Source organism: Pararhizobium sp. PWRC1-1 (assembly GCF_049897905.1).
In the GTDB taxonomy this organism is placed as follows: Bacteria; Pseudomonadota; Alphaproteobacteria; order Rhizobiales; family Rhizobiaceae; genus Pararhizobium.
Map to the genome: position 1 here is coordinate 52,467 of NZ_JAFCXE010000001.1, position 12,798 is coordinate 65,264.

General features: G+C 59.6%; 11 protein-coding genes. 8 read left to right on the forward strand and 3 right to left on the reverse strand.

Translation table 11 applies throughout. The features are described 5' to 3' along the window. Positions 1 to 282 precede the first annotated feature (282 nt). The 8 genes from chvE to ACP7E0_RS00320 all read left to right on the forward strand — a co-directional run bounded on the left by chvE (position 283) and on the right by ACP7E0_RS00320 (position 9,515). The gene (gene chvE / locus ACP7E0_RS00285) at positions 283 to 1,350 is read left to right on the forward strand and encodes a multiple monosaccharide ABC transporter substrate-binding protein (protein ID WP_426122214.1); all 1,068 of its coding nucleotides are present in this window, start codon (positions 283 to 285) and stop codon (positions 1,348 to 1,350) included. Between the two features lie 119 nt (positions 1,351 to 1,469). Next, entirely contained in the window at positions 1,470 to 3,005 is a 1,536-nt protein-coding gene (gene mmsA / locus ACP7E0_RS00290; protein ID WP_426122215.1) for a multiple monosaccharide ABC transporter ATP-binding protein, read from the forward strand. Next, positions 3,005 to 4,213 carry a multiple monosaccharide ABC transporter permease gene (gene mmsB, locus ACP7E0_RS00295; protein WP_426122217.1) on the forward strand — a complete coding sequence of 403 codons (1,209 nt, stop codon included), beginning with the start codon at positions 3,005 to 3,007 and terminating at the stop codon, positions 4,211 to 4,213. The genes mmsA and mmsB overlap by 1 nt, the downstream gene beginning before the upstream one ends. A gap of 231 nt (positions 4,214 to 4,444) precedes the next feature. Continuing rightward, complete coding sequence (gene araD1 / locus ACP7E0_RS00300; protein WP_426122219.1) at positions 4,445 to 5,437, forward strand: AraD1 family protein; 993 nt, start codon at positions 4,445 to 4,447, stop codon at positions 5,435 to 5,437. Positions 5,438 to 5,506: 69 nt separating this feature from the next. Further along, complete coding sequence (locus ACP7E0_RS00305; protein WP_426122221.1) at positions 5,507 to 6,940, forward strand: aldehyde dehydrogenase family protein; 1,434 nt, start codon at positions 5,507 to 5,509, stop codon at positions 6,938 to 6,940. 55 nt (positions 6,941 to 6,995) lie between these two features. Further along, on the forward strand, positions 6,996 to 8,735 hold the full coding sequence (araD, locus tag ACP7E0_RS00310) for an L-arabinonate dehydratase (protein ID WP_426122222.1): 1,740 nt from the start codon (positions 6,996 to 6,998) through the stop codon (positions 8,733 to 8,735). Between the two features lie 124 nt (positions 8,736 to 8,859). Next, positions 8,860 to 9,105: a type II toxin-antitoxin system Phd/YefM family antitoxin gene (locus tag ACP7E0_RS00315; RefSeq protein ID WP_426122224.1), complete on the forward strand. Its 246-nt coding sequence runs from the start codon at positions 8,860 to 8,862 to the stop codon at positions 9,103 to 9,105. Then, positions 9,102 to 9,515 (forward strand): type II toxin-antitoxin system VapC family toxin, encoded by a 414-nt coding sequence (locus ACP7E0_RS00320; RefSeq protein WP_426123000.1) that lies wholly within the window; start codon positions 9,102 to 9,104, stop codon positions 9,513 to 9,515. Before ACP7E0_RS00315 ends, ACP7E0_RS00320 begins: the two co-directional genes overlap by 4 nt. Positions 9,516 to 9,527: 12 nt before the next feature. Here the strand turns inward: ACP7E0_RS00320 and ACP7E0_RS00325 are convergent, their stop codons facing one another. Genes ACP7E0_RS00325 through ACP7E0_RS00335 form a run of 3 tightly spaced genes read right to left on the reverse strand, consistent with a single transcriptional unit; the run spans position 9,528 to position 12,709 of the window. Next, complete coding sequence (locus ACP7E0_RS00325) at positions 9,528 to 10,349, reverse strand: transglutaminase family protein (RefSeq protein WP_426122225.1); 822 nt, start codon at positions 10,347 to 10,349, stop codon at positions 9,528 to 9,530. 21 nt (positions 10,350 to 10,370) lie between these two features. Next, positions 10,371 to 11,309 (reverse strand): alpha-E domain-containing protein, encoded by a 939-nt coding sequence (locus ACP7E0_RS00330; RefSeq protein ID WP_426122226.1) that lies wholly within the window; start codon positions 11,307 to 11,309, stop codon positions 10,371 to 10,373. A gap of 5 nt (positions 11,310 to 11,314) precedes the next feature. Further along, entirely contained in the window at positions 11,315 to 12,709 is a 1,395-nt protein-coding gene (locus ACP7E0_RS00335; protein ID WP_426123002.1) for a circularly permuted type 2 ATP-grasp protein, read from the reverse strand. Between the last annotated feature and the right edge of the window lie 89 nt (positions 12,710 to 12,798).

Sequence of the window (12,798 nt, forward strand, 5' to 3'; positions counted from 1 at the left end):
TTCCGAGAAAAATGCCTTCGCACATGCGAAAAATCACACTGTTACAGCTTAGTATACCCATATTGTTATAAGGATACACCTATATTGTATTTGACAGTTATGACGTTTGATTCCAGTTTGCAGCCATGTGCGCCAGTGTGCTCGGGAGCGTGTAAGGCCTGGGAGGGCTTTCTTTCACCCCTTAAACCTCCGCCAAGAGATTTGGATCTCTCGGCCGCGCGAAGCGCTGCACATATCGAGGCCGGCCGATCGCCGCCTGGATCAACACTCAGGGAGAGATACATGAGATTAGTTACTTCGCTTCTCGCCGCCGCAGCGCTCAGCGTGGCGTCGTTCGTCGTTCCGGCGATCGCCCAGGACAAGGGCACCGTTGGTATCTCGATGCCCACCAAGACCTCGACCCGTTGGATTTCCGACGGCGAGACCATGGAAAAGCTGTTCAAGGAAGCCGGCTACACGGCGGACCTGCAGTTTGCTGACGACGACATTCCGAACCAGCTCGCCCAGATCGAGAACATGGTCACCAAGGGTGCCAAGGTTCTGATCATCGGCGCCATCGACGGCACGACGCTCTCCGACATCCTGGCAAAGGCTCACGAAGCTGGCGTCAAGGTCATCGCTTACGACCGTCTGATCCGCGATTCCGGCAATGTCGACTATTACGCAACGTTCGACAACTTCCAGGTTGGCGTTCTGCAGGCAACGACGCTCGTCCAGGGCCTCAAGCTCGACGCCGCGACTGAGCCGAAGAATGTTGAACTGTTCGGTGGTTCGCCGGACGATAACAACGCCTTCTTCTTCTACGATGGCGCAATGTCGGTTCTGCAGCCTTTGATCGACGCCAAGAAGATCGTCGTCAAGTCCGGCCAGACAGGCATGGAAAAGGTCGGTACGCTGCGTTGGGACGGTGCTGTTGCACAGGCCCGCATGGAAAACCTGCTCTCCTCGACCTACACCGATGCCAAGGTTGACGGCGTTCTGTCGCCTTACGATGGTCTCTCCATCGGCATCATCTCGGCTCTGAAGGGTGTTGGCTACGGTTCCGGCGATATGCCGATGCCGATCGTTACCGGCCAGGACGCTGAGCTGCCGTCGGTCAAGTCGATCCTCGCTGGCGAACAGTATTCCTCGATCTTCAAGGATACCCGCGAGCTTGCCAAGGTTGCCGTCTCGATGACGGACGCCATCATTGGCGGCAAGGAGCCGGAAATCAACGACACCAAGACCTACGACAACGGCGTCAAGGTTATCCCGTCCTACCTCCTGAAGCCGGTCGCTGTTGACAAGACCAACGTCAAGGAAGTCCTGGTCGGCGCCGGTTACTACACGGAAGACCAGATCAACAACTGATCCCGTCTTTTTCATCCGGGGCCCGCGATCACTTGCGGGCCCTTTTATCTTGATGAGAGACTTGTATTGTCGCTGTGTCTGGCCTCATCATCCACGGACTGCCGCAGGAATACCTGAACATGGACAACATCATTCTCGAAATGCGGGGCATCACCAAGACGTTTCCGGGTGTAAAGGCTCTGGACAATGTCAACCTCAAGGTCCGCGAAGGTGAAATTCACGCACTTGTCGGCGAAAACGGCGCGGGAAAATCAACCCTGATGAAGGTGCTGAGCGGCGTCTATCCCGCCGGAACCTATGACGGCGAGATCCACTACGACAATGAAGTTCGCAACTTCTCGACGATCTCCGACAGCGAGCATCTCGGCATCATCATCATTCACCAGGAGCTGGCACTTGTTCCGCTTCTGTCGATTGCCGAAAACATCTTCCTTGGCAACGAACTCGCCACCAAAGGCGTCATCGACTGGAAGCAGACGTTTTCGCGCACCCAGGAACTGCTCGATAAGGTGGGCTTGCGGGAGCCGCCGACGGCACGCATTACCGATATCGGCATCGGCAAGCAGCAGTTGGTCGAAATCGCCAAGGCACTGTCCAAGAAGGTTAGGCTGCTGATCCTCGACGAGCCGACCGCATCGCTCAACGAAACCGATTCCGACGCGCTGTTGAAGCTCCTGATGGAGTTCCGCAAGCAGGGCATGACCTCGATCATCATTTCGCACAAGCTGAACGAGATCAAGAAGGTCGCCGACAAGATTACCATCATCCGCGACGGCGGAACGGTCGAAACGCTCGACTGTCATAACGAAGATATCAGCGAAGACCGGATCATCAAGGGCATGGTCGGCCGCGATATGGAAGACCGCTACCCGGCGCGCGAGCCCAAGATCGGCGAGACGCTGCTGGAAGTGAAAAACTGGAACGTCTTCCACCAGCACCATCGCGACCGCCAGTTCCTTCACGATATCAATTTCAATGTGCGAGCCGGCGAAGTCGTCGGCATTGCCGGCCTGATGGGCGCCGGCCGCACGGAAACGGCGATGAGCGTCTTCGGCAAGTCCTGGGGTCACAAGATCACCGGCGAGGTGTTGATGCACGGCAAGCCTGTCGACGTCAGCACCATTCCGCGCGCCATCGATGCCGGGCTTGCCTATGTGACCGAGGACCGCAAACATCTCGGCCTGGTGCTCAACAACAACATCATGCACAACACGACGCTCGCCAACCTCAATGCGGTGGCCAGCGGCGGCGTCATCGATGGGCACCGGGAAGCCAAGGTCGCCACCGATTACCGGACCAAGCTGCGCATCCGTTCCCATTCGATCTATCAGGAGGCCGTCAATCTTTCCGGTGGCAACCAGCAGAAGGTCGTCCTGTCGAAATGGCTGTTCACCAACCCGGAGGTCCTGATCCTCGACGAACCGACGCGCGGCATCGACGTCGGGGCGAAATATGAAATCTACTCCATCATCAACCAGCTTGCGGCCGAAGGGAAAGGCATTCTGATGATCTCGTCGGAAATGCCGGAACTGCTCGGAACCTGCGACCGCGTCTACGTCATGAACGATGGACGCATCGTCGCCGAGCTTTCGAAAGCGGAAGCAAGCCAAGAATCCATCATGCGCGCCATCATGCGCTCCGGGGAGAAACACTAATGGCCGCCGACAAAAGCGCTCAGAAAACCACACCATCCCTTGGCGATTACTTCAAAAGCAATATCCGCGAATACGGCCTGCTCATCGCCCTCGTTGTCATCATGCTGTTCTTCCAGTTCATGACCGGCGGCGTTTTGTTCCGTCCCGTCAACATCACCAACCTGATCCTGCAGAACTCCTTCATCGTCATCATGGCGCTGGGCATGCTTTTGATCATCGTTGCCGGCCACATTGATCTGTCGGTCGGATCGATTGTTGCCTTTACCGGTGGCCTGTCGGCGATCATGCTGGTGAAGTGGGGTATTCATTACTCCATCGTGGTGCCGGTTTGCCTCATCCTCGGCGGTCTCGTCGGCGCGGCACAGGGGTATTGGGTCGCCTACCAGAAGATCCCGGCCTTCATCGTGACGCTGGCTGGCATGCTTGTCTTCCGCGGACTGACCTACCTCATCCTGCAGAACCGGCCGATCGGCCCATTCCCGAAGGATTTCCAGTCACTATCGACCGGTTTCGTCCCTGACTTCCTGTATTTCCTCAATCCGCTGCCGGGAACGATCACCAACTTCTTCTCACTGGTCGTCATCGTGGCTCTGGTTGCTCTGGCCATCTATTACGGTGTGCGCGACCGCCGCAACAATGACAAGCACGGCACGGAAAACGAACCCTTTGCGTTCTTTGCCGGCCAGATGGCGATCATTGCCGGCGTCGCAATTTTTCTCGGCTTCCAGCTCTCCACCTACAAGGGCTTTCCAAACGTCCTGATCGTGATGGGACTGCTGATCGCACTCTATACGTTCATCACCACACGCTCGACGATCGGCCGCCGCATCTATGCGATGGGCGGTAACGAGAAGGCGGCAAAGCTCTCCGGTATCAACACCGAGCGGCTGACCTTCTACACCTTCGTCAACATGGGCGTACTGGCGGCTCTTGCCGGCATGATCATTGCAGCCCGCCTGAATTCGGCAACCCCGAAAGCCGGTGTCGGCTTCGAACTCGACGTCATCGCGGCCTGCTTCATCGGCGGTGCCTCGGCATCCGGCGGCGTCGGCAAGATCACCGGCGCTGTCATCGGTGCTCTGATCATGGGCGTGATGAACAACGGCATGTCGATCATGGGTCTCGGCATCGACTACCAGCAGCTGGTCAAGGGCCTCGTGCTTCTGGCTGCCGTGTTCTTCGACGTCTACAACAAGAACAAGGGCTGACCGGTTCTGGTTCGTCCCGCGCGCCGGGCTTTGCCCGGCGGGTTAAATTGGTGCCGGAGCGTGTCTTGCGCTGAAGTTTATCGAGATGCTCCGGCCCACGCATCATAACGAGAACGGCGGCTTTGCCGCCACCAACGGGAGCATGTGCCATGTCTCCCGACGGGTTGTTGTTGCCGAAAGCCAGCCGCTTGACGCCGAAAAGACAGCCCGGATTGAGAAAAGGATAGTGCTGTGCTGATTTCCCAGGTGAAGAACAATGACGGCTCGATCACGGTCGCCTTTCGTGAAGCGGGACAGGCCGCACGCGCGGTGAAGAATGCGGCGAGCGTCTATGCATTGGCGATGGAAGCGGCCAACGCAGGCAAGAGCCTGAAGGCTGTTGTCGAGACACATGGTCTGGGCGACGAAGTCGATCTTCAGGACGTCCATGCCAAGGGCAACTTCCTGCCGCCGATCACTCATCCGGACGATGCGCATCTGCATCTGACCGGCACGGGTCTGACACATCTGGGCTCGGCATCGACGCGCGATGCGATGCACGCAGCCGTTTCGAAGGTGGAAGAGGGCGCCACCGACACGATGAAGATGTTCAAGATGGGGCTGGAAGGCGGCAAGCCGAAGCCCGGCGAAAAGGGCGTTCAGCCCGAATGGTTCTACAAGGGCAACGGCTCACAGACGGTTGCGCCTGGCGGCGACCTGGTCTCGCCGTCGTTTGCGCAGGATGGTGGCGAAGAGCCGGAAATGGCCGGCATTTATGTTATCTCCGACAAAGGCGCACCGTTCCGCATCGGCTTTGCTGTCGCCAACGAATTTTCCGATCATGTGACCGAGCGCGTCAACTATCTCTATCTCGCCCATTCCAAGCTGCGGCCTGCAAGCTTCGGTCCGGAAATCCGGGTCGGCGAAGCGCCCAGCGACATCCGCGGTACGTCGCGGATCATCCGTGACGGTGCAGTGTTCTGGGAAAAGCCGTTTTTGTCGGGCGAAGCCAACATGTCTCATACCTTCGCAAATCTCGAATATCACCACTTCAAGTATGGAATTTTCCGTGCGCCGGGCGACGTGCATGTCCATATGTTCGGGACGGCAACGCTGTCCTTCGGCGACGGCATCAAGACCGAGGCGGGCGACATCTTCGAAATCGAGGCGTCCGAATTCGGTCTGCCGCTGCGCAACACGCTGGCGATCGCCGGCGAAGACGAGATCACGATCGGCCAGCTCTGATCCGCTCAAGCATTTGACTGTGAGTGCTGACCCCACGGCGCTCGCGCAAACCAAGGAGGCTTTAAGCCCATGACACTCCATCACAACCTGATCGCCGGCGAATGGGTCGGCAGCAACGGTGTTGAAAACATCAATCCGTCGAACACCAAGGAAATCGTCGGCCTTTATGCCAGCGCCAGCGCTGACGACGCCAAGACCGCGATCGCTGCTGCAAAGGCTGCGTTTCCGGCGTGGTCGCGCTCCGGTATTCTCGAGCGTCATGCGATCCTGAAAAAGACTGCCGACGAAATTCTTGCCCGCAAGGACGAGCTCGGCAACCTGCTTGCCCGCGAAGAAGGCAAGACGCTGCCGGAAGCGATCGGCGAAACCATCCGCGCCGCCCAGATCTTCGATTTCTTTGCTGGCGAAGCCCTGCGCCTGGCTGGTGAAGTCCTGCCGTCGGTTCGCCCGAACATCGGCGTCGAGATCACCCGCGAGCCGATCGGCGTCATCGGCATCATCACGCCATGGAATTTCCCGATCGCCATCCCGGCCTGGAAGATTGCGCCGGCCCTCTGCTACGGCAACACCATTGTATTCAAGCCGGCCGAACTGGTGCCGGGCTGCTCGTGGGCGATCGCCGACATCCTGCACCGCGCCGGCCTTCCTAAGGGCGTGCTCAACCTCGTCATGGGCAAGGGCTCGGTCGTCGGCCAGGCCATGCTCGATAGCCCGGATCTCGCTGGCATCACCTTTACCGGCTCGACCGGCACAGGCAAGCGCGTCGCTGCCGCCTCCATCGAGCATAACCGCAAGTTCCAGCTGGAAATGGGCGGCAAGAACCCGATGGTCGTGCTGGATGATGCCGACCTCACCGTTGCTGTCGAGGCGGCTGCAAACTCCGGCTTCTTCTCGACCGGCCAGCGCTGCACGGCATCGTCGCGCCTGATCGTCGCCGAAGGCATTCACGACAAGTTCGTCGCAGCCCTCACTGAAAAGCTTAGAGGCCTGGTGGTCGATGATGCGCTGAAGGCCGGCACCCATATCGGCCCGGTCGTCGATGAACGCCAGCTTGCCACCGACACGGATTACATTGCCATCGGCAAGCAGGAAGGCGCCAAGCTCGCCTTCGGCGGCGAGACGATCACCCGCGACAATCCGGGCTTCTACCTGCAGCCGACGCTGTTTACCGAAGCCACCAATCAGATGCGCATCAGCCGTGAAGAAATTTTCGGTCCGGTCGCCTCGGTCATCCGGGTCAAGGATTACGAGGAGGCCCTCAGCGTCGCCAACGACACGCCGTTCGGTCTTTCGGCCGGGATCGCCACGACCAGCCTCAAGCACGCGACGCATTTCAAGCGCAACTCGGAAGCCGGCATGGTGATGGTCAACCTGCCGACCGCCGGTGTTGATTTCCACGTGCCGTTCGGCGGCCGCAAGGCTTCGTCCTTCGGCTCGCGCGAGCAGGGCAAATATGCGGCCGAGTTCTTCACCGTTGTGAAGACCGCATACACGCTGGCTTAACGACGTTTCCGGACTGGGCAAGACCCAGTCCGGTCCCTCTTAAAGGACAAGGACAATGCATAAGAAAGCGGAATGGCCGCGCAGGCTGCGGTCGCAGGAATGGTACGGCGGCACGAGCCGCGACGTGATCTATCATCGCGGCTGGATGAAAAACCAGGGCTATCCGCACGACCTGTTCGACGGACGCCCGGTCATCGGCATCCTCAACACCTGGTCGGATATGACACCGTGCAACGGTCATCTGCGCGAGCTTGCCGAAAAGGTGAAAGCCGGCGTCTGGGAGGCCGGCGGCTTCCCGATGGAAGTGCCGGTATTCTCGGCATCGGAAAACACTTTCCGCCCGACGGCGATGATGTATCGCAATCTGGCGGCTCTCGCGATCGAAGAGACGATCCGCGGCCAGCCGATGGACGGTTGCGTGCTTCTGGTCGGTTGCGACAAGACCACGCCGTCGCTGATAATGGCTGCGGCCTCCGTCGATCTGCCGTCGATCGTCGTTACTGGCGGGCCGATGCTGAACGGCTACTTCCGCGGCGAGCGCGTCGGCTCCGGCACGCATCTGTGGAAATTCTCCGAAATGGTGAAGGCCGGCGAGATGACGCAGGAAGAGTTCCTTGAGGCGGAAGCCTCGATGAGCCGTTCGTCGGGCACCTGCAACACCATGGGCACTGCATCCACCATGGCGTCGATGGCCGAAGCACTTGGCATGGCGCTGTCGGGCAACGCCGCAATCCCGGGCGTCGATAGCCGCCGTAAGGTGATGGCGCAGCTCACCGGCCGCCGGATCGTGCAGATGGTCAAGGACGACCTGAAGCCGTCCGACATCATGACCAAGCAGGCCTTCGAGAACGCTATCCGCACCAATGCGGCCATCGGCGGATCGACCAACGCCGTCATCCACCTGTTGGCCATGGCCGGCCGCGTAGGCATCGACCTGACGCTCGATGACTGGGATCGCTGCGGACGTGATGTGCCGACCATCGTCAACCTGATGCCGTCGGGCAAGTACCTGATGGAGGAGTTCTTCTATGCCGGTGGCCTGCCGGTGGTCATCAAGCGCCTCGGCGAGGCAGGCTTGCTGCACAAGGATGCGCTGACGGTTTCCGGTGAAACCATGTGGGACGAGGTCAAGGACGTCGTCAACTGGAACGAGGACGTCATCCTGCCAACCGACAAGGCGCTGACGCAATCGGGCGGCATCGTCGTGGTGCGCGGCAATCTCGCGCCGAAGGGCGCGGTGCTGAAGCCGTCTGCCGCTTCACCGCATCTGTTGACGCATCGGGGCAGGGCTGTCGTGTTTGAGGACATCGACGACTACAAGGCGAAGATCAATGATGACAATCTCGACATCGACGAGACCTGCATCATGGTCATGAAGAACTGTGGGCCGAAGGGTTATCCGGGCATGGCCGAGGTCGGCAATATGGGCCTTCCGCCGAAAGTGCTGAAGAAGGGCATTACCGACATGGTGCGCATCTCCGACGCCCGCATGTCCGGTACGGCCTACGGCACCGTCGTGCTGCACACTTCGCCGGAAGCCGCCGTCGGTGGCCCGCTCGCCGTCGTCAAGAATGGTGACTTTATCGAGCTCGACGTGCCGAACCGCCGCCTGCATCTCGACATTTCCGATACGGAATTGACGCGCCGGCTTGCCGAATGGCAGCCAAACCACGACCTGCCGACATCGGGCTATGCCTTCCTGCACCAGCAGCATGTCGAAGGGGCCGATACCGGCGCCGACCTCGACTTCCTCAAGGGGTGTCGCGGAAGCGCGGTTGGCAAGGACAGCCACTGATCTGCACGGTATTCGAAATCAGAGGAGGCGGGGCTTTTGCTCCGCCTTTTTTGATTCTGGACCTGCGTTGTCGCGACGAAGGAAAAGGACTATATAGTTATCTATATGTACAGGAGATGTGGTCATGAATGGAAAGGCAGTTGGTGCGGCCGAATTCAAGGCAAAGTGCCTCAACCTCATTGAACAGATGACGGGTGACGGCGAACCCATCATTATCACCAAGCGAGGCAAGCCCGTGGCGATACTCTCGCCGGTGCCGGAAGTTGCTGCCAGCACCAGCATCATCGGTGCGATGAACGGTAGTGTTCTGACCTATGACGATCCGTTTTCATCAGTGATCGAGGCCGGCGAATGGGACGCGAACCGTTGATCGTCATCGATACGCATGTGCTGATCTGGGCCGTGCAGGACGATCCCCGACTGGGGTCCAAGGCACGGCAGATCATTGATCACACGACTGCGCATAGTCACATTCTGGTTTCGGCGATTACGCCTTGGGAGATCGCGATGCTGGCCGAGAAGGGACGCATTGCGCTCGGCGACGATGTCGGCCGTTGGATCGACCGGGCGTTGGCCTTGCCCGGTGTGCAACTTGCGCCGCTGGATGCTTCTGTCGCTGTCGGCAGCGTTCGCCTTCCGGGAGATTTTCACGCCGATCCCGCCGACAGGATCATCGTTGCAACAGCCCGGTTTCATCAGGTGCCGTTGATGACGGCAGACCAGGCGATCCTCGACTATGGGGCAAAGGGTCATGTCGGCACTCTTGCTGCTTCGTCATGACCGCGCGTTAGGTCACTGACTCTGCGTCTGGCTCTGACCCTGCTGCTCCACCGTCACCGAAACCTTCAACGCTTCGCTTGAAGATCCGTGGATCAGGCCGGAAATCGGCGCTGCGTCGCGATAGTCCAGCCCGCAGGCGATGCGGACATAGCGGTCGTCGGGGCACATCTTGTTGGCGGCGTCGAAGCCCACCCAGCCGAGGCCGGTCAGATGCACCTCGGCCCAAGCGTGGCTTGCCGTCTGTTCCGGATGATCCTCCATCATCAGGTAACCGGAGATGTAGCGGGCGGGCAGGCCTAGCGTGCGCGCAGCAGCGATCATGATATGGGCGTGATCCTGACAGACGCCGCTCTTCTGCAGGAGGGCCTGTTCCGCCGTCGTTTCCGTTCCGGTCTCGCCTTGCCTGTATTCGACGGTTTCGGCGATCTCGCCCATCAGGGCATGCATCTTCGCCAAGTCCGTATCGCCAGCCATCGCCTTGGCAAGATTGCGGATCGGCTTGGCCATCTTGGTCAGCGGCGTTTCGCGCAGATAGAGCCAGAGCGGCGCATAGGCCTGATGCGGGCCGTAGACGCCGGCCCGGTCATCAGTCTCCACCTCGCCCGACGCGACGATGCGGATGAAGGTCTGGTCGCCGTTGACGCTGACGAGATTGACGCGGTTGCCGAAATGGTCGTCATAGCCGACCTCCATCTTGGCGCCCTCGACGGAGGTTTCCCAGCTGATGACCGTCTGCCCGGTCTGCGTCAGCGGTGTCAGCCGCAGGCGCTGAAGCGAATATTGCACCGGTTCAGCATAGGTGTATTCGGTGGTGTGACTGATCTTCAGACGCATGTGGTCTCTCCCATCCGAATCTCAGTTGAACCGGTAGCCATCGGAAATTTCCTGTCCCAGGCGGTTATTGTGGTTGATGAAATTCTCGATGTACTCGTGCAGTCCCTGGTCCATGACATCCTTGATCGAATGGCTGCGCAGGGAAGACAGCGTCCCCTCCGCCGTTGCATGGGCCGCGTGGCCTTCGCCATATTCACGTGCGAGATAGCCGAGATTGCTGACGATCTTATCGTAGCAGTAGGCGAGGGAGCGCGGCATGCGGCCGTTGAGGATCAGGAAGTCGGCAATGTTGGACGGCCTGTATTCCGCCTCGTAGACCCAGCCGTAGGAACGGTGCGCCGAAACCGAGCGCAGGATCGATTCCCATTGGACGTTGTCGATCGAGGAGCCGACCTGCGACACTGCCGGAAGCAGCACGTAGTATTTCACATCGAGAATGCGGGCGGTGTTGTCGGCCCGCTCGATGAACGTGCCGATGCGCGAGAAGTTGAAAATCTCGTTGCGCAGCATCGTGCCATGGAAGGCGCCGCGGATCAGTGCGGTCTTCTGCTTGATCGCGTCGATCGCTTCTGGCAGGTCCGCCGGCTTGACGCGCCGGGCCAGCATGGTCTTCAGGTCCAGCCAGCATTCGTTGGTGGCTTCCCAGGTTTCGCGGGTCAGGGCGGTGCGCACCATGCGGGCGTTGTTGCGGCCCGAATCAATGCAGGACATCACGCTGGACGGATTGGACTTGTCGCGCAGCAGGAAATCGATGGCGTCGGCGCTGGTCAGCGTTGGATAGAGGTCATCGTAGATATCGCGAACGCCCGAGCTTTGCAGCACGCCGTCCCAATCGTCCTCGGTTGCTTCCGAGCGGGTCAGCGACATGCGCAGGCCGGCGTCGATCAGCCGGGCGCTGTTTTCGGCCCGCTCGATGTAGCGGAACATCCAGTAGAGGCCGTTTGCGGTTCTTCCAAGCATGTGCATCAGTCCTCCAGAACCCAGGTATCCTTGGTGCCGCCGCCCTGGCTGGAATTCACCACCAGCGAGCCGGCCTTCAAAGCCACGCGGGTGAGCCCGCCAGGAATGATCTGCACCTTGTCGGAAACGAGGACGTAAGGGCGAAGATCCACATGGCGTGGCGCGATGCCCTTGTTGACGAGGATCGGCACTGTCGAAAGCGAAAGCGTCGGTTGGGCGATATAGTTGGAAGGGCGCGCCTTGAGCTTTTCGGCAAACAGTGAACGTTCCTTCTTCGAAGCCGTCGGGCCGACCAGCATGCCGTAACCGCCGGAGCCATGCACTTCCTTGACGACGAGATCGGCGAGGTTTTCAAGCACGTATTTCAGGCTGTCGGCCTCCGAACAGCGCCATGTGGGCACGTTCTCAAGCAGCGCTTTGCGGCCGGTATAGAATTCGACGATCTCGGGCATGTAGGAATAGATCGCCTTGTCGTCGCAGATGCCGGTGCCTGGCGCATTGGCGATGGTGATATTGCCGGCGCGGTAGACATCCATGATGCCGGGAACGCCGAGCGCCGATTCGGGCTTGAAGGTCAGCGGATCGAGATAATCGTCATCGACGCGGCGGTAGAGCACGTCGATCGCCTCGTAGCCGCGGGTGGTGCGCATCTTCACCTTGCCGTCGATGACGCGCAGGTCCGATCCTTCGACCAGTTCAACACCCATCATGTCGGCCAGGAACGCATGTTCGTAATAGGCGGAGTTGTAGATGCCGGGGGTGAGGACTGCGACACGCGGCTTGCCTTCGCAGCCGGGAGGGGCGAGCGACGCCAGCGAATGGCGTAGCAGATAGGGATAGTTCTCGACCGGGCGGACGCGGTTCTGATGAAAGAGTTCCGGGAACATCTGCATCATCGTCTCGCGGTTTTCCAGCATATAGCTGACACCGGAGGGCGTGCGGGCATTGTCTTCCAGCACATAGAACTGGTCTTCGCCGGTGCGCACGATGTCGGTGCCGACGATATGGGTATAGACGCCGCCCGGCGGGCGAAAACCGATCATCTGCGGCAGGAAGGCGACGTTGCGCTCGATCAGCTCGCGCGGAACGCGGCCGGCCTTGATGATTTCCTGCTTGTGATAGATGTCGTCGAGGAAAGCGTTGAGGGCGATGACCCGCTGTTCGATGCCCTGGGCGAGCTTGCGCCATTCACGGCCGGAAATGATGCGCGGGATGAGGTCGAAGGGGATGAGCTTTTCGGAGCTATCTGCGTGTCCATAGACCGCGAAGGTGATGCCGGTCTTGCGGAATATGTTTTCCGCCTCCCGCGATTTGGCGATCAGGCGGGCCTTGTCCTGGGCTGCGTACCAATCATTGTAAGTCGAGTAAGGCTGGCGCGGGCTGTTGTCCGCATTCATCATTTCGTCAAATGCCAACGGTGTGATCCCCTTTTTTGTCATTTGAGACCAACAGCAAGAGCAATGCAAGAAGCATGCTCAATCGAAGACAA